This window comes from Citrobacter sp. RHBSTW-00944 (genome assembly GCF_013615435.1).
Classification (GTDB): Bacteria; Pseudomonadota; Gammaproteobacteria; order Enterobacterales; family Enterobacteriaceae; genus Citrobacter; species Citrobacter braakii.
In genome coordinates, this window is the sequence record NZ_CP055418.1 from 1,874,682 (window position 1) to 1,898,509 (window position 23,828).

Annotated in this window: 19 protein-coding genes; 12 read left to right on the plus strand and 7 right to left on the minus strand. The window is 51.7% G+C overall.

Annotated features, from left to right (window positions below):
• Positions 1-349 precede the first annotated feature (349 nt).
• From fruB to fruA, 3 genes are read left to right on the plus strand one after another with little or no spacing between them, the layout of a single operon-like run.
• The gene (fruB, locus tag HV334_RS08915) at positions 350-1,480 is read left to right on the plus strand and encodes a fused PTS fructose transporter subunit IIA/HPr protein (protein WP_016156988.1); all 1,131 of its coding nucleotides are present in this window, start codon (positions 350-352) and stop codon (positions 1,478-1,480) included.
• Entirely contained in the window at positions 1,480-2,418 is a 939-nt protein-coding gene (gene fruK / locus HV334_RS08920; RefSeq protein WP_003834544.1) for a 1-phosphofructokinase, read from the plus strand. Before fruB ends, fruK begins: the two co-directional genes overlap by 1 nt.
• Before the next feature lie 16 nt (positions 2,419-2,434).
• Positions 2,435-4,123 (plus strand): PTS fructose transporter subunit IIBC, encoded by a 1,689-nt coding sequence (gene fruA, locus HV334_RS08925; RefSeq protein ID WP_181221495.1) that lies wholly within the window; start codon positions 2,435-2,437, stop codon positions 4,121-4,123.
• A 79-nt stretch (positions 4,124-4,202) separates the two neighbouring features.
• Here the strand turns inward: fruA and HV334_RS08930 are convergent, their stop codons facing one another.
• Both HV334_RS08930 and HV334_RS08935 read right to left on the minus strand, forming a co-directional pair.
• Positions 4,203-5,501 carry an anaerobic C4-dicarboxylate transporter gene (locus HV334_RS08930; protein ID WP_016153735.1) on the minus strand — a complete coding sequence of 433 codons (1,299 nt, stop codon included), beginning with the start codon at positions 5,499-5,501 and terminating at the stop codon, positions 4,203-4,205.
• 76 nt (positions 5,502-5,577) lie between these two features.
• Positions 5,578-6,297, minus strand: coding sequence for an amino acid racemase (locus tag HV334_RS08935; protein ID WP_049281984.1), 720 nt, complete (start codon positions 6,295-6,297; stop codon positions 5,578-5,580).
• A 353-nt stretch (positions 6,298-6,650) separates the two neighbouring features.
• Here HV334_RS08935 and hypT point away from each other — a divergent pair, with 353 nt between their 5' ends.
• From hypT to HV334_RS08955, 4 genes are all read left to right on the plus strand, one after another.
• Entirely contained in the window at positions 6,651-7,562 is a 912-nt protein-coding gene (gene hypT / locus HV334_RS08940; protein WP_019077233.1) for a hypochlorite stress DNA-binding transcriptional regulator HypT, read from the plus strand.
• 303 nt (positions 7,563-7,865) lie between these two features.
• Positions 7,866-8,807, plus strand: coding sequence for a pseudouridine kinase (locus tag HV334_RS08945; RefSeq protein WP_181221497.1), 942 nt, complete (start codon positions 7,866-7,868; stop codon positions 8,805-8,807).
• On the plus strand, positions 8,795-9,730 hold the full coding sequence (locus HV334_RS08950) for a pseudouridine-5'-phosphate glycosidase (RefSeq protein WP_016156984.1): 936 nt from the start codon (positions 8,795-8,797) through the stop codon (positions 9,728-9,730). Before HV334_RS08945 ends, HV334_RS08950 begins: the two co-directional genes overlap by 13 nt.
• Positions 9,731-9,826: 96 nt before the next feature.
• Positions 9,827-11,077, plus strand: a complete 1,251-nt coding sequence (locus tag HV334_RS08955) for a NupC/NupG family nucleoside CNT transporter (RefSeq protein WP_047359178.1) — start codon at positions 9,827-9,829, stop codon at positions 11,075-11,077.
• Positions 11,078-11,120: 43 nt separating this feature from the next.
• On the opposite strand, the gene HV334_RS08960 is transcribed toward HV334_RS08955, so the two are convergent.
• The 3 genes from HV334_RS08960 to HV334_RS08970 all read right to left on the minus strand — a co-directional run bounded on the left by HV334_RS08960 (position 11,121) and on the right by HV334_RS08970 (position 14,190).
• Complete coding sequence (locus HV334_RS08960; RefSeq protein WP_047416236.1) at positions 11,121-12,209, minus strand: sugar kinase; 1,089 nt, start codon at positions 12,207-12,209, stop codon at positions 11,121-11,123.
• A 2-nt stretch (positions 12,210-12,211) separates the two neighbouring features.
• The gene (gene nfo / locus HV334_RS08965) at positions 12,212-13,069 is read right to left on the minus strand and encodes a deoxyribonuclease IV (protein ID WP_080858907.1); all 858 of its coding nucleotides are present in this window, start codon (positions 13,067-13,069) and stop codon (positions 12,212-12,214) included.
• A gap of 71 nt (positions 13,070-13,140) precedes the next feature.
• Positions 13,141-14,190, minus strand: a complete 1,050-nt coding sequence (locus HV334_RS08970) for a YeiH family protein (RefSeq protein ID WP_016153726.1) — start codon at positions 14,188-14,190, stop codon at positions 13,141-13,143.
• A 244-nt stretch (positions 14,191-14,434) separates the two neighbouring features.
• On the opposite strand from HV334_RS08970, the gene yieE reads away from it, so the two are divergent.
• Together yieE and lysP are read left to right on the plus strand one after the other, a co-directional pair.
• The gene (gene yieE / locus HV334_RS08975; RefSeq protein ID WP_016153725.1) at positions 14,435-15,307 is read left to right on the plus strand and encodes a DNA-binding transcriptional regulator YeiE; all 873 of its coding nucleotides are present in this window, start codon (positions 14,435-14,437) and stop codon (positions 15,305-15,307) included.
• A gap of 203 nt (positions 15,308-15,510) precedes the next feature.
• A complete protein-coding gene (gene lysP, locus HV334_RS08980; protein WP_047500979.1) occupies positions 15,511-16,980 on the plus strand; it encodes a lysine-specific permease in 1,470 nt (489 codons plus the stop codon).
• A gap of 65 nt (positions 16,981-17,045) precedes the next feature.
• Here lysP and HV334_RS08985 read toward each other — a convergent pair whose 3' ends face one another.
• Both HV334_RS08985 and fghA read right to left on the minus strand, forming a co-directional pair.
• The gene (locus HV334_RS08985; protein ID WP_181221499.1) at positions 17,046-19,031 is read right to left on the minus strand and encodes a ligand-gated channel protein; all 1,986 of its coding nucleotides are present in this window, start codon (positions 19,029-19,031) and stop codon (positions 17,046-17,048) included.
• Positions 19,032-19,379: 348 nt separating this feature from the next.
• On the minus strand, positions 19,380-20,216 hold the full coding sequence (gene fghA / locus HV334_RS08990; RefSeq protein ID WP_181221500.1) for an S-formylglutathione hydrolase: 837 nt from the start codon (positions 20,214-20,216) through the stop codon (positions 19,380-19,382).
• A gap of 322 nt (positions 20,217-20,538) precedes the next feature.
• Here fghA and folE point away from each other — a divergent pair, with 322 nt between their 5' ends.
• The 3 genes from folE to galS all read left to right on the plus strand — a co-directional run bounded on the left by folE (position 20,539) and on the right by galS (position 23,549).
• Entirely contained in the window at positions 20,539-21,207 is a 669-nt protein-coding gene (gene folE, locus HV334_RS08995; RefSeq protein ID WP_003027410.1) for a GTP cyclohydrolase I FolE, read from the plus strand.
• A 14-nt stretch (positions 21,208-21,221) separates the two neighbouring features.
• Positions 21,222-22,379, plus strand: coding sequence for a DUF418 domain-containing protein YeiB (gene yeiB / locus HV334_RS09000; protein WP_181221502.1), 1,158 nt, complete (start codon positions 21,222-21,224; stop codon positions 22,377-22,379).
• 144 nt (positions 22,380-22,523) lie between these two features.
• Complete coding sequence (gene galS, locus HV334_RS09005) at positions 22,524-23,549, plus strand: HTH-type transcriptional regulator GalS (protein WP_047359172.1); 1,026 nt, start codon at positions 22,524-22,526, stop codon at positions 23,547-23,549.
• Positions 23,550-23,828 lie beyond the last annotated feature (279 nt).

Genomic DNA, 23,828 nt, shown 5'->3' on the forward strand with positions numbered 1-23,828 from the left:
GAAGAGACGCGGAGTTTACGCTGCTTGTCAGAAAATAAACAGGGAGCCAAATCAAAATCGGCATCAAAAATCAAAATAGCATTTCAGTCAGAGAAAGCAGTTTGCTGACGCTGCTGAATCTGACAGGCTGACGCCGTTTTTGCGTCAGCAATTTTTTCTCCTCCGCGGAAAAAATGTGCGTTATCTCTAAATTCAGCAAGTAATTTGTCAACTTTACTTGTGTGCTGAAGAAAAAAGAGCAAGACTTCTTGAAACGTTTCAGCGTCATCTCGCCATAACTGATGGAGTCAGGTGACGCCTTTTTTCTCATGTTAGCTGAATCGTTTCAAATCAGCGGGAGAGGAGAACCATGTTCCAGTTATCTGTTCAGGATATTCACCCGGGCGAACAGGCCGGGAATAAAGAAGAGGCTATTCGCCAGGTTGCCGCTGCCTTAGTGCTGGCAGGTAACGTAGCGGAAGGCTACGTCGATGGCATGCTGGCGCGTGAACAACAGACGTCCACGTTCCTCGGCAACGGTATTGCTATTCCTCACGGTACGACGGACACGCGCGATCGGGTGCTGAAAACCGGCGTGCAGGTGTTTCAGTTTCCGCAGGGTGTGATCTGGGGTGAAGGGCAGGTTGCTTATGTGGCAATCGGCATCGCCGCCAGCTCTGATGAGCACCTCGGTTTACTGCGTCAGCTGACGCACGTGCTGAGCGATGACTCCGTCGCTGAACAGCTGAAATCTGCGACCACGGCGGAAGAGTTGCGCGCGTTGCTGATGGGGGAAAAGCAAAGCGAACAGCTGAAGCTTGATAACGAAACGCTGTCGCTGGACGTCGTTGCCAACTCGCTGGTCACGCTGCAGGCGCTCAACGCCGCACGGCTGAAAGAGGTCGGCGCGGTTGACGCCACCTTTGTGGCCAGAGCCATTAATGAGCAACCAATGAATCTCGGTCAGGGGATCTGGCTGAATGACTGTGCTGAAGGCAATGTGCGCAGCGCCGTTGCGGTCAGCCGCGCAGCAACAGCGTTCGATGTACAAGGTGAAGCGGCAGCCCTGCTGGTGACCGTCGCCATGAATGACGAACAACCGGTTGCGGTGCTGAAGCGCCTTGGCGATCTGCTGCTGAATAATAAAGCTGACCGTTTGTTGAAAGCCGATGCGGCAACGGTGCTGGCGCTGCTGACCAGCGATGATGCCTTAACTGATGATGTACTGAGCGCCGAATTTATTGTGCGCAATGAGCATGGTTTACACGCCCGCCCGGGCACCATGCTGGTGAATACGATTAAACAATTTAACAGTGAAATTACCGTGACAAATCTTGATGGAACCGGCAAGCCGGCGAATGGACGCAGTCTGATGAAAGTTGTGGCATTAGGCGTGAAGAAAGGACATCACCTGCGCTTTACCGCCCAGGGTGAAGATGCTGAACAGGCGCTGAAAGCGATTGGCGAAGCCATCGCGGCGGGTCTTGGGGAGGGCGCGTAATGAGCAGACGTGTTGCTACTATCACCCTTAACCCAGCCTACGATCTGGTGGGTTTCTGCCCGGAAATTGAACGCGGTGAAGTGAACCTGGTTAAAACGACCGGTCTGCATGCGGCAGGGAAAGGGATTAACGTCGCTAAGGTTCTGAAAGATTTAGGTATCGATGTAACGGTGGGCGGTTTCCTCGGTAAAGACAACCAGGATGGTTTTCAGCAGTTGTTCAGCGAGCTGGGTATCGCCAACCGTTTTCAGGTTGTACAGGGGCGTACGCGTATCAACGTCAAGCTGACCGAAAAAGACGGCGAAGTGTCTGATTTCAATTTCTCCGGCTTTGAAGTCACCCCGGCTGACTGGGAACGCTTTGTGAATGACTCGCTGAGCTGGCTGGGCCAGTTCGACATGGTGTGCGTCAGCGGCAGTTTGCCGACCGGCGTTAGCCCGGAAGCATTCACCGACTGGATGACGCGCCTGCGCAGTCAGTGTCCTTGCATTATCTTTGATAGTAGTCGTGAAGCATTAGTGGCCGGTCTGAAAGCGGCACCGTGGCTGGTGAAACCAAACCGTCGTGAACTGGAAATCTGGGCAGGCCGTAAGCTGCCAGAAATGAAAGATGTGATTGAAGCTGCACATGCGTTGCGCGAGCAGGGTATTGCTCACGTGGTGATTTCACTTGGCGCGGAAGGTGCGCTGTGGGTTAACGCTTCGGGTGAGTGGATTGCTAAACCGCCGTCAGTCGAGGTGGTAAGCACCGTAGGCGCGGGTGATTCAATGGTTGGCGGCCTGATTTACGGCCTGCTGATGCGTGAATCCAGTGAACACACCCTGCGTCTGGCAACCGCTGTTGCCGCCCTGGCGGTAAGCCAAAGCAATGTGGGCATTACCGATCGTCCTCAGTTGGCCGCAATGATGGCGCGTGTCGACTTAAAACCGTTTAACTGACAGCAGGAGAGGCATAATGAAAACGCTGCTGATTATTGACGCTAATCTCGGCCAGGCTCGCGCTTATATGGCGAAAACCCTGCTTGGAGCGGCGGCGCAGAAAGCACATCTGGAAATTATTGATAATCCTAATGATGCCGAACTGGCAATTGTTCTGGGCGACACGCTGCCTGCCGACAGTTCGCTGAACGGCAAAAAAGTCTGGCTGGGCGATATTGGTCGTGCGGTTGCGCATCCTGAACTTTTCCTCAGCGAAGCGAAAGGCCACGCAAAACCTTATAGCGCTCCGGTTGCGACAGCGTCCGTGGCCAGTAGTGGTCCAAAACGCGTGGTGGCGGTGACGGCTTGTCCAACTGGCGTAGCCCATACGTTTATGGCCGCTGAAGCTATTGAAACAGAAGCGAAAAAACGTGGCTGGTGGGTGAAGGTTGAAACCCGTGGTTCTGTTGGCGCAGGCAATGCCATTACGCCGGAAGAGGTGGCTCAGGCGGATCTGGTGATTGTGGCGGCTGACATTGAAGTTGATCTGGCGAAGTTTGCCGGAAAACCAATGTACCGTACTTCTACTGGCCTTGCGCTGAAGAAAACGAAGCAGGAGCTGGATAAAGCGCTGGAAGAAGCAACGCCGTACCAGCCTGCCGGCAAAGCGCAGTCTGCAACCACTGAAGGTAAGAAAGAGAGCGCTGGCGCGTATCGTCACCTGCTGACGGGCGTATCCTACATGCTGCCGATGGTGGTTGCTGGCGGTCTGTGTATTGCACTCTCATTCGCTTTTGGTATCGAAGCGTTCAAGGAGCAGGGTACGCTGGCGGCGGCGCTGATGCAGATTGGCGGTGGTTCAGCTTTCGCGCTGATGGTGCCGGTTCTGGCGGGCTACATCGCGTTTTCCATCGCTGACCGTCCGGGTCTGACGCCAGGTCTTATCGGCGGTATGCTGGCGGTGAGCACCGGTTCCGGCTTTATTGGCGGGATTATTGCCGGTTTCCTTGCCGGTTATGTGGCGAAGCTCATCAGCACGAAGCTGAAACTTCCGCAGAGTATGGAAGCGCTGAAACCGATCCTGATCATTCCGCTGCTCTCAAGCCTGGTGGTTGGTCTGGCCATGATCTACCTGATCGGTAAACCAGTGGCGGGCATTCTGGAAGGTCTGACCCACTGGCTGCAAACCATGGGAACCGCGAACGCGGTGCTGCTTGGAGCGATTCTTGGCGGCATGATGTGTACCGATATGGGCGGTCCGGTTAACAAAGCGGCGTATGCTTTCGGTGTGGGCCTGCTTAGTACGCAAACCTACGCGCCGATGGCGGCGATTATGGCGGCGGGTATGGTGCCTCCGCTGGCCCTGGGGCTGGCAACGCTGGTGGCGCGTCGTAAGTTCGACAAAGCACAGCAGGAAGGCGGTAAAGCTGCGCTGGTATTGGGCCTGTGCTTTATTACCGAAGGGGCTATCCCATTCGCTGCCCGTGACCCGATGCGCGTTCTGCCTTGCTGTATCGTTGGCGGCGCGATTACCGGGGCTATCTCGATGGCGGTGGGGGCTAAGCTGATGGCGCCGCACGGCGGTCTGTTCGTGCTGTTAATCCCTGGCGCAATCACTCCGGTGGTTGGATACCTGCTGGCCATTATTGCCGGTACGCTGGTAGCCGGTCTCTCCTACGCGGTGCTGAAACGCCCGGAAGCAGAGGTTGTGGCAAAGACGGCCTGATTTAACGCTGACATCCGGGGCAGAGATTTCTCTGCCCCTTTTTTTATTCATTAGATCTGCCTGGCTGTGTTAAACCGGTTCAGGCAATCATTGGTGCGATGATAAAACCAAAGGCAACGCCAGCAATGATCCCGCCAAGCCCTGGCAACATAAACGGATGGTTTAAGACATACTTACCCACGCGCGTTGTCCCGGTGGTGTCGAACTCCATTGCCGCCAGCGAAGTCGGATAAGTTGGCAGAACAAACACGCCGGTCACTGCGACATAGGAAGCCAGAATGGCCCATGTGGGTACGCCGAGCGCGACGGCAAGAGGGATAATCAGCGGCGTGGTGGCTCCCTGCGAATAGAGAAGCGCGCAGGTACCAAACAGCACCAGCGCCAACAGCATCGGATAAGCCCGTAGAATATCGCCCGCGATATCCTTTATCCCCGTTAAGTGGGCATCAATGAAAGTTGTGCCCAGCGTAACAATACCCAGAATCACTGCCAACGAACTCATACCCGCCCGAAACGTGGATGTCAGGACAATCGCGTCTGTTGATGTTTTGCATAGCACCACCATCAGACATGCGGCAGCTAGCATGCAGATAATGATAATATCCCGGGTATTCATTGCGTTACCTGCATCGAATCCAGGGCGCAATTGAGGGCATGCGGCAAGAATAACGATGACCACCGTTGCCAGCATAAACAGGGCGACTGACAGTCTGGCACCTGGCGTTGTGCTGTTTTGCCCTGCATATTTACGCACCAATCCTTTTTGCAGGCGTTCCAGATAGACTTCATCATCCTGTAGCTCACATCCCTGACGTGAGGCGATAAAAGCGGCGACCATCGCGGCGACAAATGAGGCAGGCAGACAAACTGCCATGACCTGAATAAAGCTGATACCGTTGCCTTCCATAATAGTCAACATAGCGGCCATTGCGGCACTGATCGGCGAACCGGATATCGCCACCTGAGAAGCGACTACGGAGCCTGCGAGCGTACGAGAAGGGCGAATACCTGACTCTTTGGCAACTTCGGCAATCACCGGCAGAGTAGAAAAGACGATGAACCCTGTTCCCGCCATAATCGTCATCGACCAGGTGATAATCGGCGCAATAATATTGATATATTTAGGGTTACGGCGCATAAAATTACCGGCAATGCGAACCAGATAATCCATGCCTCCGGCGGCCTGTAGCGCCGATGCCGCCACCACCACCGTCATAATAATAAGAATAACGTCAACGGGGGGTGAACCAATTTGCAGCCCAAATCCCAGCGTTAAAATAGCCAGCCCCAGCCCGCCACATAAACCAATACCAATTCCGCCAAGGCGGATACCGAAAAATATTGCGCCCAACACTACGATAATTTCTAGCCAAATCATAATGGCCTCCGCCAGAGAGTAATTTGTAATTAAAATGGATTTTTATTTAATGCAACAATTAAACAGGTATGGACATTCATTGTGCCAAAAGGTGATTTTTACCAACGCGTTTCTCGTACCATTTAATACCGGCACGAACCAACGAACCGGTTGAATCAATATATTTTTCAGGTGACTTTTTGACTGCTTCAGCAAGAATGACAGGAACTTCAGTACATCCGAGCACGATGACTTGTGCCCCGCGTGAGAAGAGTGCTTCAGCCTGTTCATTCATCAGCGTTTGTGCCCGCTTAGCATCACCAGCTTTTAAGCAATAGATGCTTTCCATCACTTTTTCCTGACTGGATGAGTCAGGGCTGATGCAGGTTAACCCAAGAGATTCTATGCCTTTTTGATAGAGGCCCATGTATAAAGTGGCGTTGGTGGCGAGTAATCCGATTTGCGATTTCCCGCAGTTTTTAACCTCATTGATGGTCGTTTCAACGATACTGAGCAGCTCTGTATGGCAGCACGCTTTTAATTCATTAAACCAAAAGTGGGCGGTGTTACAGGGGATCACAATACACTCGGCGCCAGCATCTTCGAGTTTATGCATATAATCGCGCATTGCCGGAAGTGGGGAATGACCATGATGCATTAACGCGTCGGTTCTGTCAGGAATGTCAGGAATAGATGAAATAATTAAGGGGATATGTTCCTGGTCACGTTGCGCAGCGGTAAAAGTGACGAATTTATTAAACAGATCGACCGTTGCAGCAGGTCCCATACCACCAAGCACGCCAATTAAACCTTTCACGATATATACCTCAATTCACCGATGATTAATATTCAGAGCCGGGTTGTGTCTGCTGATAATGTTTAACAGCAGTGAGAGGTGAGGAGAAATGCAATAATGTATGGTTCAATGCAAAAACCGCATGACTGTGGTTTATTGTGTAACCTCAGCAGGCCGGTATTCGGCCAGAGGCTCCGCGTTACGCGGCGGACAAGCGGTCGTAACCGATAGGGAGAGAAGTATGTTAATGTTAAAAATGAAGCCTTGATGCAAAAAACGAATCACCAGGCGCTAATGATGAATGTCATCTTCGGAACTATTCAGGCATGATGCTTTAAGGCTAATAGGCATATTTAAATATCCGCGTGATAAGCATGAAAAATATTGAGACAAAATGGTTATATGACTTTCTGACGTTGGAGGCATGCCGTCATTTTTCCCAAGCGGCTGAGGAGCGCAACATATCCCAACCGGCATTTAGTCGGCGGATCAAGGCGCTCGAATCAGCCGTGGGTGTGCTGCTTTTTGATCGCACAACGAGCCCACTGCAACTCACGGAGGAGGGCAAGCTATTTCATTCGCAAACCCGTAGTTTGTTGCAACAGCTGGAATGTAATCTGGATGAGCTAAGCGGCCACAATTTACTGGGTGTACCCAATATCAAAATAGCGGCGGCACATTCTTTGTCGCTGACGATGTTGCCCAGATTGGTGCACTCAATGGCGGCCTGGGGGGAGGAGTTTGTCTATCACGTTGAAGCTATTGATGTTGTTCAGGCGGTGAATACTCTGCGCGAGGGGAAAAGCGATTTTATTATCTCCTTTCGGGATGAAGACTTAATGCAGTCACCTTTCTGCGGCTTGAAGGTTTTTGAGTCTGAACTGTACCCCGTTTGTGCTGCAGATGCGCAGGGTAAGGCGTTGTTTGATATCTATCAGTCGCAGGCACCGATTCTGAACTATACCAGCACATCCTACATGGGAAGATTGGTAAACCGTCATCTGGCGGAAGTAGGCGGCATTTCAGCCCGTACGCTGTTTATGTCTTCGATGAGTGAGTTATTAAAAAATATGGCATTGGATGGGCATGGTATCGCCTGGCTGCCGGCGTGGACAATCGTAAACGAACTGCGCGAAAAGCGGCTGGTTTGTCTGCAGACGCCGGAACTGATGGTGCCTATTCAGGCTTATATTTACCGAATGGATACCCGGTTGAATAAAACGGCTGAGCACTTCTGGCGGATTTTGTACAACCATATGCCAGAAGACCTTGTTTCGCTCAGTTGATACGAACCGGTTCGCCTGGCGCATCTGAAAAATCTCCGGTTATGCCGGAGTTAAACTCTTTAGACTGCTTGAATTGTGTACTACCTCTCATTTTCTCTTTCCTTTACAGACTGTATCTATAAAAAATTGTGATTCTGTTCATATCTATTGAGTTTAGATCTTGAATATGGATTTACTTTGTCAAAAACATGCTTACTATGAACACATGTTTGATAGTGAACATGTGCTCTAATAACCTGATGTGTGGCGTTGGTTATTTTTAACGAACTCATTTGTGGCAAGTTAATTGCCAGGGGACGTGCTATGCGTGAAAAGGAATACATAGTAACTATTGGCTCGGCCAATATGGATGTTGCTGGGTATTCGCATGCTTCTCTAAATTATGCGGATTCGAATCCAGGAAAGATAAAATTCACCCCCGGCGGAGTTGGACGTAACATTGCACATAATCTCGCGCTGCTGGGGAAAAATTCATGGTTACTGACGGCGGTTGGTAATGATTTTTATGGACAATCGTTATTGGCGCAAACCAATCAATCCGGAGTTCATGTTGATAAGTGTCTTATCGTTCCCGGAGAGAATACGTCCAGTTATTTATCATTGCTTGATAACACCGGTGAAATGTTGGTTGCCATTAATGATATGAGCATTACCGAACATATTTCAGCAGATTTTTTATCACAGCATCATGATTTTATTCGGCAGGCGAAAGTCATTGTCGCCGATTGCAATATCAGCGAAGATGCCCTGGCATGGGTGCTGGAAAATGCCGGAGAGGTTCCGGTGTTTGTTGACCCGGTATCGGCATGGAAATGCGTCAAAATTCGCGAGCGGCTTGCACAAATTCACACTCTTAAACCCAACCGGCTTGAAGCCGAAACGCTAAGCGGTATTGCGCTTTCCGGGCGTGATGACGTGGGTAAAGTCGCCGCCTGGTTTCATGATCGCGGCTTAAATAGGCTGGTGCTCAGCATGGGCGGTGACGGTGTTTATTACAGTGATATTGCGGGGAGTCGTGGTTGGTCGCTGCCGATTAAAACTCACGTCATTAATGTTACCGGGGCTGGCGATGCGATGATGGCTGGACTGGCTTCCTGCTGGGTAGACGGCATGCCCTTTATTGATTCGGTTCGATTTGCGCAGGGTTGTTCATCAATGGCGTTAGCCTGTGAATATACCAATAACCCTGATTTGTCTGTTGCGAATGTAAGCTCATTAGTGGAGAACACAGAATGTCTGAATTAACTCTTTCCTCTGAATTATTACAAATATCTCCAGAAGTACAGGAAGCATTAAACAGTAAGAAGCCGATTGTTGCACTTGAATCAACCATTATTTCTCATGGTATGCCATTTCCGCAGAATGCCCAGACAGCGATTGAAGTAGAAGAAACTATTCGTAAACACGGTGCGGTTCCTGCGACCATTGCCATTATTGGCGGAATAATGAAAGTTGGTTTAAGCAAAGATGAAATTGAGCTGCTTGGGCGAGAAGGTCATAGCGTTACGAAAGTAAGTCGTCGTGATTTGCCGTTTGTGGTCGCGGCAGGAAAAAATGGTGCAACGACTGTTGCCTCAACCATGATTATTGCCGCCCTGGCGGGAATTAAAGTATTTGCGACAGGGGGAATAGGTGGGGTTCATCGTGGTGCTGAACATACCTTTGATATTTCCGCGGATCTGCAAGAACTGGCGCATACCAATGTCACGGTAATTTGTGCCGGGGCGAAATCTATTCTTGATCTCGGCTTAACTACTGAATATTTAGAAACCTTTGGTGTGCCGTTAATTGGTTATCAAACCAACGCGTTGCCAGCATTTTTCTGCCGTACCAGTCCGTTTGAGGTCAGTATCCGTCTGGACAGTGCGCAAGAGATTGCCCGTGCCATGGCGGTGAAATGGCAAACGGGTCTCGACGGCGGTCTGGTTGTTGCGAACCCCATCCCAGAGCAGTTTGCGATGGCCGAAGAGAAAATTAATGCGGCAATCGATCGGGCGGTAAAAGAAGCGGAAGATCAGGGCGTTGTGGGCAAAGAGAGTACGCCGTTCCTGTTAGCGCGGGTTGCAGAGCTGACCGGTGGTGACAGCCTGAAATCAAATATTCAGCTGGTGTTCAACAATGCGGTACTGGCCTGTGAAATTGCGAAGGAGTATCAGCGCCTCGTCTGACAGAGTTTCCCGGGCAGAATGCGGTCGCCCGCGAATATCAAACCTACCAAAACCTGGCGATAACGCCGGGTTTCCTGGCATGAAGGGAATTTCATTATGGATATAATGAGAAGTGTTGTGGGTATGGTGGTATTACTGGCCATCGCGTTTCTGCTGTCAGTAAATAAAAAACGTATCAGTCTGCGCACGGTCGGGGCTGCACTGGTACTGCAAATCGCAATCGGCGGCATTATGCTGTACTTCCCGCCGGGAAAATGGCTGGTTGAACAGGCTGCGCTCGGTGTCCACAAGGTGATGTCATACAGTGACGCGGGAAGCGCATTTATCTTTGGCTCCCTGGTTGGGCCAAAAATGGATGTGCTGTTTGACGGAGCCGGGTTTATCTTTGCTTTTCGGGTGCTACCGGCCATCATTTTTGTGACCGCACTGATCAGTCTTCTCTACTACATTGGCGTGATGGGGCTATTGATCCGCATCCTCGGCGGTATTTTCCAGAAAGCGCTGAACATCAGTAAGATCGAGTCATTTGTCGCCGTAACGACGATTTTCCTCGGGCAAAACGAGATCCCGGCGATCGTGAAGCCGTTTATTGACCGCCTGAATCGCAATGAGCTGTTTACCGCTATTTGTAGTGGGATGGCCTCGATTGCTGGCTCAATGATGATTGGTTACGCCGGAATGGGCGTTCCGATTGACTATTTGCTGGCGGCATCGTTGATGGCAATCCCTGGCGGTATTTTGTTCGCGCGTATGCTGAGTCCGGCAACTGAAGAATCTCGTGTCACCTTTGAGAACCTGTCATTTACTGAAACGCCACCGAAAAGCATCATCGAAGCAGCGGCGAGCGGAGCGATGACCGGGCTGAAAATTGCCGCTGGCGTGGCGACGGTCGTAATGGCATTTGTCGCCATTATCGCGCTGATTAACGGCATTATTGGCGGAATTGGTGGGTGGTTTGGCTTTGGTCACGCCACTCTGGAAGGGATCTTTGGCTATGCGCTAGCCCCGCTGGCGTGGATTATGGGTGTGGACTGGGGCGATGCGACGCTGGCAGGCAGCCTGATCGGACAGAAGCTGGCGATTAATGAGTTTGTCGCTTATCTCAACTTCTCGCCGTATCTGCAAACGGGTGGAACGCTGGATGTGAAGACCATTGCGATTATCTCGTTTGCGCTGTGTGGTTTCGCTAACTTTGGTTCGATTGGCGTTGTCGTCGGGGCATTTTCGGCGATTGCGCCACAGCGTGCCCCGGAAATCGCGCAACTTGGCATGCGCGCGCTGGCAGCAGCAACGCTGTCAAACCTGATGAGCGCCACTATAGCCGGTTTCTTTATCGGGCTGGCATAGCGAAAATAATGCCGGATACGCGTAGCGCCATCCGGCATTACATTTAAGCAGTTTGCAGCAAATACAAGGCGTTATCTGCTGAGAGGGTTGGGTTGTTGATGCTGACGCTGGCTCGCGATAATGCCGCGCAGGCCATGGCAAAGTGAGCGCTTTCACGAAATTCACTACCTTCCAGAAAGCTGTACAGCAATCCCGCCATAAAAGCATCGTCGGCGCCAAAACTGTCTACAACCGTATGCTCAGGAGGCGTCAGTAAAAACTGTTCTCCGTCCTTTTCGCTGCAAAAAACGGATTCATCTTCCAGGCAAACAAAGATTCGTTTTACCCCTTGCTGATGGAGACTATTGACGGCCAGTACGCGATCGGCATCTGAATGAATAGGTTGACCCCACAAAATCGCCAGCTCTTTCTGCGTTGGTTTTAGCGTATGAATACGCGTAAACCAGGTCTTCATTTTTGCCGCTTTGAACTCTGAAACGGTGTCAATGAATACCGGAATATCATCAGCAATAGTAAAGACCCACTCAATGGCTTCGGCAGTCAGATTGCAATCAGCCAGTACGACACCGGAATGGCGGATCAAATCTCGCGAACTGTTCAGTAACTGCGGCGTCAATTGTTGCAGGATATGGGTATCGTTAATTGCCAGTACGGTCTCTTCCTGCTGATTAGCGATCGACAGGTAAGTTGAGGTGTTATGTCCATGCAGGCGTATGCAACTGGAAACGTTAACACCGGCCTGACGCGTTTGTTCCAGCAATGTTTCGCCATAGAAATCACTGCCAACAGCGGAAATTAAGTGGACGTCACGGCCCAGCAGCGCCAGGTTGTGGGCGATGTTACGTCCCACGCCGCCTGCCGAGCAGTGAATGCTACCAGGGTTAGAGGCAGCCTGAGGATAGTGGATGTCAGCAACACCACGAATATCCATATTGATCGCCCCGACAACCACGCAATAATCCTGTTCGGTAAGGATATAACCTTTACCTTTGATCATGCCTTTACGCATCAAATCCATAATATGCGCAGCAACGCGTGAACGGCTGATCTGCAAAATATCGGCGATTTCATTCTGCTGAATCAACGGATTGCGACGCAGGATCTTAAGGATCTGCTTTTCCCTGTCGTTCATGATTATGCCACCGCTTTTTCTGTTTGCTGGGCTTTCAGCCAGGCAATCTCTTCTGCCCAGATATCCGGATTAATCGTTTCCAGCACCAGCGGAATGCCGTCAAAACGATTGTCCTGCATGATCCAACGGAAGGCATCGTGGCCAATATTGCCTTCACCTAAGCTGTGGTGACGGTCAACGCGACTGCCAAATGCGCTCTTGGCGTCGTTCAGGTGCATACCGCGTAGGTACCTGAAGCCGACAATACGTTCAAATTCCGCAAACGTCTTTTCGCATTCCTCGACGGAGCGCAAATCGTAACCGGCCGCGAAGGCATGGCAGGTATCAATACAGACGCCGACGCGGGACTTGTCTTCGACGCCGTCGATAATGGCGGCAAGGTGCTCAAACTTAAATCCAAGGTTGCTGCCTTGTCCGGCGGTATTTTCGATAACTGCCGTAACGCCCTGGGTCTGAGCAAGGGCGATGTTGATGGATTCGGCAATGCGCGCCAGACATTCATCTTCCGGGATCTGCATCAAATGGCTGCCCGGGTGAAAGTTCAGCAAGGATAAGCCCAGCATTTCACAGCGCTGCATTTCATCTATAAACGCATCACGTGATTTTTCCAGCGCATCGCTAACCGGATGACCGAGGTTAATCAGGTAACTGTCGTGAGGCAGGATCTGGGCGGCAGTATAGTGATACTTCTCGCAGGCAGATTTAAAATCATCAATGATTTCGGTGGTCAGCGGCGCGGCACGCCACTGGCGCTGATTTTTGGTGAACAGGGCGAATGCGGTCGCTTCGATTTCTGCGGCTCGAATAGCGGCGTTAGCCAGACCGCCAGCGGCGCTTACGTGCGCTCCGATATATTTCATAAATTTAACCCGCCATACTCAAATACAAAAAGGGAGAGTATAGCGGGTTAATAGAGGTGAGTCGTGATCGTTTATGCCATCAGCGCGTGGATAGCGACGTTAATCGCACCACCACCCACAATCAGCCAGACAAACAGCAGCAGGGCCATCAGTAACGGTTTGGCACCGGCTTTTTTCAGCGCGCTAACGTGCGTGGTCAGCCCCAGGGCAGCCATCGCCATTGCCAGCAAAATGGTGTCCAGCGTTACCAGCATGTTCACTACTGACTGTGGCAGCAGGTGGAACGAGTTAAAAATTGCGACCACAATGAACAGGATGGCAAACCATGGAATGGTTATTTTGCTCTTCTCACCGCCCGTGGCCGGAGACAGTTGTTTAACGCGTGCGGCCAGGAGGATAAGGAACGGTGCCAGCATCATGACGCGCAGCATTTTGGCAATAACCGCGGCGTTTTCCGCATCCGGGCTAATGGCGTGCCCGGCAGCCACAACCTGTGCAACTTCATGCATGGTGGAGCCAATGTAAATGCCGTAGGTTTCTGGGCTAAACCAGTGTGAAAGCAACGGATACATCGCCGGATACAGGAAGATTGCGATAGTACCGAAGATAACCACGGTGGCGACAGCGACGGTCACTTTACTGGCTTCTGCTTTCACCACTGGTTCGGTTGCCAGCACGGCGGCGGCACCACAAATGCTGCTACCCGCGCCAATCAGCCAACTGGTGTGACGGTCCAGACCAAATACTTTCTGCCCCAGGAAACAGGCAATCATAAAGGTACTGCTTAGCGTTAACACATCAATCACGATACCGCTGACGCCGACGTCAGCAATTTGCGCGAAGGTGAGGCGGAAACCGTAGAGGATAATCCCCAGACGTAATAAATGTTGTTTCGCGAACAGCACGCCGCCGTCACAGCTTTTCCAGATGTGCGGATAGACGGTGTTGCCGAGAATCATCCCCAATAAGATGGCTAAGGTGAGGGCGCTGAACCCGGCACCTGCGACGGCGGGAATGGATCCTCCCCATAAGGCGACCCCAGTGATAACTGCACTCAGGGCAAGCCCCGGAATAAAATGCCACGCTGTACGACGATGAGTCTGTAAGGTGAGTTCTGTCATATCCTTCTCCTTTATCTGGGTAAAAGAGTAAGGCGAAGTGGTTTAAAAATAAAATTGATTATATATTTATAATTAATCTATATAAGTGGTATACCCGTCATACTTCAAGTTGCATGTGCGTTGGCTGCGCTCGTTCACCCCAGTCACGTACTTAAGTACGCTCCGGGGGATGCTCTCTCTTGCCGCCTTCCTGCAACTCGAATTATTTAGGGTATAAGTAACGGCTATCCGGTGGAAAACGACTATGCATATCACCCTACGACAACTTGAAGTGTTTGCTGAGGTACTAAAAAGCGGCTCAACGACCCAGGCATCTGTCATGCTGGCATTGTCGCAGTCGGCGGTGAGTGCGGCGCTTACCGATCTGGAAGGGCAACTTGGCGTGCAACTGTTTGACCGTGTCGGCAAACGGCTGGTGGTTAACGAACACGGACGCTTGCTTTATCCGCGCGCGCTGGCGTTACTTGAGCAAACCACCGAAATCGAACAGCTTTTTCGCAAAGATAATGGCGCCATTCGGGTCTATGCCAGTAGCACCATCGGTAATTATATTCTGCCCGCCATGATCGCTCGTTATCGCCAGGACTTCCCCGATTTGCCGCTGGAACTTAGCGTGGGCAACAGCCAGGACGTGATCAATGCGGTGCTGGATTTTCGGGTAGACATCGGGCTGATTGAAGGGCCGTGTCACAGTACGGAAATCATCTCTGAACCGTGGCTGGAGGACGAACTGGTGGTGTTTGCCGCACCGTCGTCACCGCTCACAAAGGGGCCCGTTACGCTGGAACAGCTGGCTGCTTCGCCGTGGATCCTGCGTGAGCGAGGATCGGGTACGCGTGAACTGGTGGATTACCTGCTGTTGTCTCATCTGCCAAGATTTCAGATGGCGATGGAGTTGGGGAACTCCGAGGCCATTAAGCATGCGGTGCGCCATGGTCTCGGGATCAGCTGTTTGTCGCGTCGGGTCATTGCGGAGCAGTTACAGGCAGGGACGCTGAGCGAAGTTACCGTGCCACTGCCGCGTTTAGTGCGCACTCTCTGGCGCGTTCATCACCGGCAAAAACATATCTCCAATGCCATTACGCGTTTTTTATATTACAGCGACCAGGTTGAGTAGGGCGAATAGCGCGCTAACTCTCGTCAGGTCACCCTATCCATAATGGCTGTTACGTCTTAACCGCCTTGTGCTGCTCATTTTCTGCTTTACTTATAATCCGCGGCCAGTCATGAAGGTCTCTTATAACAGCGCATTTGTGCCGGAAGAATGCCATTTCGTCTGCTACAATCGCGCCTCATTTTTTGGATGGATAGCATTTTCACATGGTTTCCGAAACTAAAACCACAGAAGCGCCCACGCTACGTCGTGAACTGAAGGCGCGTCACCTGACGATGATTGCCATTGGAGGCTCCATCGGTACAGGTCTTTTCGTTGCATCTGGTGCAACTATTTCTGCGGCGGGTCCTGGCGGCGCGTTGTTCTCTTATATCCTGATCGGTCTGATGGTGTACTTCCTGATGACCAGCCTCGGTGAACTGGCTGCCTATATGCCGGTTTCCGGCTCGTTCTCCACTTACGGTCAAAACTACGTAGAAGAAGGCTTTGGCTTCGCGCTGGGCTGGAACTACTGGTACAACTGGGCGGTAACGATTGCCGTTGACCTGGTGGCCGCACAGTTGGTGATGAGCTGGTGGTTCCCGGACACGCCGGGCTGGATCTGGAGCGCACTGTTCCTCGGCGTTATCTTCCTGCTGAACTACATTTCCGTTCGCGGATTTGGTGAAGCGGAATACTGGTTCTCGCTGATCAAAGTTACCACTGTAATTATCTTCATCGTGGTTGGCGTGATGATGATTTTCGGTATCTTCAAAGGCACTCAGCCAGTGGGCTGGAGCAACTGGACGACCGGTGATGCACCGTTTGCCGGGGGTTTTGCCGCTATGATTGGTGTGGCGATGATCGTCGGCTTCTCCTTCCAGGGAACTGAGCTGATCGGTATCGCGGCAGGCGAATCTGAAGATCCTGAAAAGAACATTCCACGTGCGGTGCGTCAGGTGTTTTGGCGAATCCTGCTGTTCTATGTGTTCGCGATTTTGATTATCAGCCTGATTATCCCATACACCGATCCGAGCCTGCTGCGCAACGATGTGAAAGACATCAGCGTTAGCCCGTTCACGTTGGTATTCCAGCATGCGGGTCTGCTGTCAGCCGCAGCAGTAATGAACGCGGTTATCCTGACGGCGGTACTGTCAGCGGGTAACTCCGGGATGTATGCCTCCACGCGTATGCTTTACACCCTGGCATGCGACGGTAAAGCGCCGCGTATTTTCGGCAAACTGTCTCGTGGCGGTGTTCCGCGTAACGCGCTGTATGCGACGACTGTGGTGGCGGGGCTGTGTTTCCTGACCTCTATGTTTGGTAACCAGACCGTGTACCTCTGGCTGCTGAACACCTCCGGGATGACGGGCTTTATCGCCTGGCTGGGGATCGCGATTAGCCACTATCGTTTCCGTCGCGGTTATGTGCTGCAGGGGCGCGATGTGAAGGATCTGCCGTACCGTTCTGGCTTCTTCCCGCTGGGTCCGATCTTCGCCTTTGTGCTGTGCCTGATTATCACTCTGGGCCAGAACTACGAAGCGTTCCTGAAAGATAGCATTGACTGGGGCGGCGTGATGGCAACCTATATCGGTATCCCGCTGTTCCTGATTATCTGGTTTGGCTATAAGCTGGCGAAAGGAACTCATTTTGTTCGCTACAGCGAAATGAAATTCCCGGATCGCGTGAAGAAATAACAGTATAAAAAGCATAACAAAAACCCCGGCATGATGAGTGCCGGGGTTTTTTTATTGCGCCAGACTTAGAAGCTGTAAGTCAGGCCAACCGTGTAACGACGACCATCGAGAACAGTGTCGTAGGTATCGTAATCGATTTGCTTATCCAGCACGTTATACACGCCAGCGGTCATCAGCAGATCTTTGTTTGCATAATAGCGCAAACCAACATCGACCTGAGTATAGGACGGGGTGCCCTGCGCCATGGAGGTACGGCTCAGGTATTCAGACGTTTTCCCGCGCAGATTCAGACGGCTCCAGAAACCGAGATCCTGCGTGGCCTGCCAGTCCAGCGTGGTGTTGAACATATGCTTTGGCATTTTGTTCAATGGCTCACCGGAGAACTGACCGCTTTTCTGTTCAGATTCCGTGTAAGTGTAGTTCGCCGTCCAGTTGATGTCGGAAGTCATCTTCCAGCCGAAAGTGGATTCTACGCCGCGCATATTGGCTTTATCGACGTTAACGCGATCGCTGACGAAGTCATAGTGGGTATTGCCGATGGTACAGGCCGGATCGGAGCTGCTGTTACAGCGGCGCACTTCGGTGATTTTGTCTTTGAAGTCAGTATTGAACAGCGTGACGCCCGCGTTGAGATCGTTGCCGTTATCCCACAGTAAACCGATCTCTTCGCTGAGGCTTTTCTCCGGCTTCAGGTCCGGGTTGCCGACAATGATGCCGTTCAGTCTACCGCCGCCGGTGACCTGTCCCCAACTGGCAGACGACTGGCGCAGATCCGGTGCGCGATAGCCCGCTGAAACGCCGCCTTTTAAGGTCCATTGATCGCTCAGATGCCATACGCCATAACCGCGCGGCGTCCAGTTGTCGCCGTAGTTTTCATCTTTATCCATACGCAGACCGCCAGTCAGCGTGAAGGTATCGGTAACGGCCCACTCATCTTCAGCAAACAGCGCCCAGCTCCAGCGGGTCAGTTTGTTCAGTCCATCAGCAGCTTGCAGCTGGTTGCCGTTATCACTCAGTTTTTCATAACGGTATTGCCCGCCCAACGTCAGGGTGTGCGCCCCAAGGAAGACCTGGTTCTGGTTATTGAAAATCGTGTTGTAGGACTTCATCTGGCGACCTGGGTTTTCGGTCTCTTCCTGCTGGACATAGCTGGTGGAGTTGAAGTCGTCGTAATAACCGCTGTGGGTTAGTGAATACGTTGTGTGCACATACTTGTTTTCGCTTTTACTGTTGGGCTTGCAGCTTCCGTTGCGGCAGCTTTCCTCGGCCATGGATTTGCCTGGCGTACTGTCGCGATCCTGCAGTTCACGTGCGTAATCGAAGTCGATGTCATTTTTATCATCTGGCGTAAAGTTCAGGGTTAAGCCCCCGTTACGCATACGCTGTTCATTGTAGCCATTGAGGATTTTGTCCTCTGCCCGATGAGAGAATAACCCGGTCACTTTTGCGCCGAGTAATCCGTCAATCAGGGGCCCAGACGCATAGGCGTTGGTCTGATAAATATCGCCGGAGTCTCTGTCTTCCTGGAAAGTGGCATCGCCGTGCAGAGAGCCGGTCCAGGCTTTGGTATTCGACACTTTCTTGGTGATGACGTTGATGACGCCGCCCATCGCATCGGAGCCGTACAGAGATGACATTGGGCCACGGATTACCTCGATACGCTCGATGGATTCCAGCGGCGGCAGCCAACCTTGCTCAATACCTGAGTTGTCGCTGTTAGGACGTGTGCCGCGTGTGCTGATGCGTTTACCGTTGACCAGGAAGAGCGTGTATTGCGAAGCCATACCACGAATACTGATATCGCTGCTGCTACCCCCGCCGGTGACGACGACGCCAGGGACATCTTTTAGCGCATCAGTAACATCGCGATAGGCTTTGTCCTCAATCTGCTGCTTGGTAATAACAGATATCGAAGCGGGGGCGTCCTGAATTTTCTGTTCGAAGCCGGTGGCGGTAACCACCACGGTGTCTTGTTCAGCGGCATGCCCGAGTGATGGGAGACTGGCGACGCATACTGCGGCAGCTACAGCCTTAACGTGAGGTATAGTCATTTGTATCATTCCATTTAAATGAATTTACCCGGCATACTTCAAGTTGCAGATGCGTGGCTACGCGCGTTCATACAACTCGAATTATTTAGGGTAACGATCAGCGCGTCATGTGAAAGGCCATGACAATTGTATGTATTTGTCTTTTAAGGACTCTTTTCAGTAAAGAAGCGAATGGATTGTACAAAAGTATGAATGTTTGTAAACACAAATGATAATCGAAATCATTTGTGTTTGATATCGTTTTGAGGGTAATGCTTTTTAAATCAATAGGATAGTGGAGAAAGAAAAAAGGAGAAAAAGTGAAGGAATGATGGAGAAATGAAGAGGGCTGGCGCCCTCACTCAGGCGTTACTTCAACAAATACTGGGCGTGGAAGCGCAGGTGATCCTCAATAAACGACGCAATAAAGTAATAGCTATGGTCGTAACCGGGCTGGATGCGTAGCGTCATTGGCCATGCGGTTTGACGGGCCGTTTCGGCCAGCACCGCGGGTTGCAGCTGATCGGCGAGAAACTGATCGCTGTCTCCCTGATCAATAAGCGTCGGAATCGCGTCTGCGGGCTTGCTGGCCAACATTAACTCGCAGCTGTCCCACTCGGCCCACTGTGATTTATCTTCACCCAGATACGCGCTAAAAGCCTTCTCCCCCCACGGAACGCGGCAAGGATTTACGATCGGTGCAAAGGCGGAAATGCTGGTGTATTTCCCGGGATTTTTCAGCGACATAATCAATGCGCCGTGACCGCCCATGGAGTGTCCACTGATGGCGCAGCGATCGCTGACGTTAAACTGCGATTGAATCAGTGCCGGCAGCTCATCACGCAGATAGTCATACATGCGAAAATGCGTTGCCCATGGCTGTTGGGTAGCATTGAGGTAAAATCCCGCCCCCTGGCCTAAATCGTATCCATCATCATTGGCAACCTGTTCGCCGCGCGGACTGGTGTCCGGCATCACCAGTACAATGCCCAGCTCAGCCGCGATGCGTTGTGCGCCGGCTTTAGTCGTGAAGTTTTCATCATTGCATGTCAGACCCGACAGCCAGTACAGCACCGGAGGCGGGGTGTTATCGCGCGGGGGAGGAAGAAAAATACTGAAGGTCATGGTGCAATTTAACGTGGCGGAGTCGTGACGCCAGCGTTGCTGCCAGCCTTCAAAACAGCGGTGCTCTTCAAGCATTTCCATGCGGGGCTCCTTGTTGTGTTGAACCTGAATATGTTTGCGAACTCACCATAATACAGATTATTCATGGCACTGTGAGCAACTTTCACTTCCGCATTGAGCAAACATACTTCATCATCTATATAACTTTACATTAACACTCGACGTCGCCGGGTAGAACGACAAGTGAAATCAGCTACGCTGAAAGGCTGTGCCAATTTCAATAATTATCGCGGTGAATACTGGATTATGTGCGCCGCCTCACGCACAATGTTCTGGCTGTGACACAGCCTAAAAACTTTGCCCCATGCAGGGCAGAGGCGCCCCACCTGCAGGAGAAGAAGAAATGTCATCACTCAGTAAAGAAGCGGCCCTGGTTCATGAAGCGCTGGTCGCGCGTGGTCTTGAAACGCCACTACGCCCGCCCGTGCAAGAGATGGATAACGAAACGCGCAAACGTCTTATCTCGGGCCATATGACCGAGATTATGCAGTTGCTCAATCTCGATTTGAGCGATGACAGTTTGATGGAAACTCCGCATCGCATTGCGAAAATGTATGTCGATGAGATTTTCTCCGGCCTCGACTACGCCAACTTCCCGAAAATTACCGTCATTGAAAACAAAATGAAGGTGGACGAGATGGTCACGGTCCGCGATATCACGCTGACCAGCACCTGCGAACACCACTTTGTTACTATCGATGGCAAAGCGACGGTGGCGTATATCCCGAAAGATTCGGTTATTGGTCTGTCGAAGATTAACCGCATTGTGCAGTTTTTCGCACAGCGTCCGCAGGTTCAGGAACGTCTCACCCAGCAAATTCTCACCGCGCTGCAAACGCTGCTCGGGACGAATAATGTGGCGGTGTCGATTGATGCGGTACATTACTGTGTGAAAGCGCGCGGCATTCGCGATGCGACCAGTGCGACCACGACCACTTCTCTTGGCGGATTGTTTAAGTCCAGCCAGAACACGCGTCAGGAATTCCTGCGCGCAGTACGTCATCACAACTGATTAGGGCAGGGACCATGGAGCGTAATGTCACGCTGGATTTTATTCGTGGCGTCGCCATTCTTGGTATCCTGCTTCTCAATATTAGCGCCTTTGGCTTGCCAAAGGCGGCATACCTCAATCCCGCGTGGTATGGCAACATCACCTTATCCGACGCCTGGACCTGGGCGCTGCTCGATCTCTTTGCGCAGGTAAAATTCCTCACGTTGTTTGCGCTGCTGTTCGGTGCCGGTCTGCAAATGCTGCTCCCGCGCGGTAAACGCTGGATCCAGTCGCGGCTTACGCTGCTGGTTCTATTGGGTTTTATTCACGGTTTACTCTTCTGGGATGGCGATATCCTGCTGGCATATGGCTTAATCGGCCTGATTTGTTGGCGGTTGATCCGTGATGCGCCGTCGGTAAAAAGCTTATTTAACACCGGCGTACTGCTTTATCTGGTGGGCGTTGGCGTATTGCTGCTGCTGGGGGTAATCTCCGGGAGTGAGACCAGTCGTGCCTGGACGCCGGATGCCTCAGCGTTGCTGTATGAAAAATACTGGAAAATAAACGGTGGAATGGAAGCCGTCAGCAATCGCGTGGATATGATGTCCAATAGTTTGCTGGCGCTGGGCGCACAGTACGGCTGGCAACTGGCGGGGATGATGCTGCTCGGCGCGGCATTGATGCGCAGCGGTTGGTTAAAAGGGCAGTACAGCTTACAGCATTACCGACGCACCGGTGTACTGCTGGTCATTCTAGGGATGGCGATTAACCTGCCTGCTATCGTCGCTCAGTGGCATCTGGAATGGGCATATCGCTGGTGTGCCTTCTTGCTACAAGCCCCGCGAGAGCTGGGCGCGCCGTTGCAAACCATTGGTTACGCCGCGCTGATGTTCGGCTTCTGGCCGCAGCTTAGCCGCTTAAAATGGGTCATTGCCATCGCCTGTGTGGGGCGCATGGCATTAACTAACTATCTGTTACAAACCTTAATCTGCACCACGCTGTTTTACCAGGTCGGCTTATTTATGAAATTTGACCGACTGGAGCTGCTGTATTTCGTCATTCCGGTTTGGGCCGTTAACCTACTTTTCTCCGTCATATGGCTACGTTATTACCGCCAGGGCCCGGTGGAATGGCTGTGGCGTCAATTAACCCTGCGTGCTGCGGGGACATCATTGCCGCGTACATCCAGATAACGATCTGGATCACATTCATTAACAAAACGGATGTAAGCGCTTTCATTCCTGTGACATCTCTCACGCAGTGCGTTTCGTTGTGCTGACAAAATACCCAGCCTGGGGTGTCTGCGGGCAACCGCAATCTAAAACAGGGCAGTGAATATGATCACCATACGTGATGTGGCACGACAGTCTGGCGTTTCTGTAGCGACCGTTTCCCGCGTACTGAACAACAGTGCGCTGGTGAGTCCCGATACGCGTGAAGCGGTAATGAAGGCAGTTACTCTGCTGGGCTATCGACCTAATGCCAACGCGCAAGCGCTGGCGACGCAGGTGAGCGACACGATTGGTGTTGTGGTCATGGATGTATCAGACGCCTTTTTTGGCGCGCTGGTAAAAGCCGTGGATATGGTTGCCCAGCAGCATCAGAAGTATGTCCTGATTGGCAACAGCTACCATGAGGCTGAAAAAGAACGTCATGCCATTGAGGTGTTGATTCGTCAGCGCTGTAACGCACTGATTGTACACTCTAAAGCACTGAGCGATCGGGAACTGGCCGAGTTTATGGATCAGATCCCCGGCATGGTGCTGATCAACCGTCTGGTGCCGGGTTACGCCCACCGTTGCGTCTGCCTGGATAACATCAGCGGTGCCAAAATGGCGACCCGAATGCTGCTGAATAATGGTCATCAACGCATCGGTTATCTGGCGTCAAGCCATCGCATTGAAGATGACACCATGCGCAAAGAAGGGTGGTTAACAGCCCTGAAAGAGCAGGGGATTGTTGCGGCAGAAAGTTGGGTCGGCACCGGTTCGCCCGATATGCAAGGCGGAGAGTCTGCGATGGTAGAACTGCTGGGACGTAACTTACAACTGACGGCGGTTTTCGCCTATAACGACAATATGGCTGCCGGCGCGCTGACCGCGCTAAAAGACAACGGCATCGCTATTCCATTACACCTTTCTATCATTGGCTTTGATGATATTCCTATCGCGCGTTACACCGATCCGCAACTGACCACCGTACGCTATCCCATTGCCTCCATGGCAAAAATGGCGACGGAGCTTGCGCTACAGGGGGCTGCAGGCACGTTAGACCTGGAGGCGACGCATTGCTTTATGCCGACGCTGGTGCGTCGCCATTCAGTGGCGCTACGGCAGAATGCGGCACCGATCACTAACTCATAACGTTGCGCGATGTAACCGCTTTCAATATGTGAGTAAATTCACAGTATATTAACAATGCGATAGCTATGATGACACTGTTTGTTGCGCTGTAACTACTATGTAACGGTGAATAATCACTTTCACCGAGGTAAAGGTGCCTTAAACAAAAATTAAAGCCTGTTTTTGGAGCGTTGCCAGACACGGAAGAAATATTTTTTAAAAGTGAGCTTCGGCGTTCAGTAACACTTCAGTAACGTTCTGCCTGCCGAGCATTTATCTCAAGTACTACCCTGCATAATA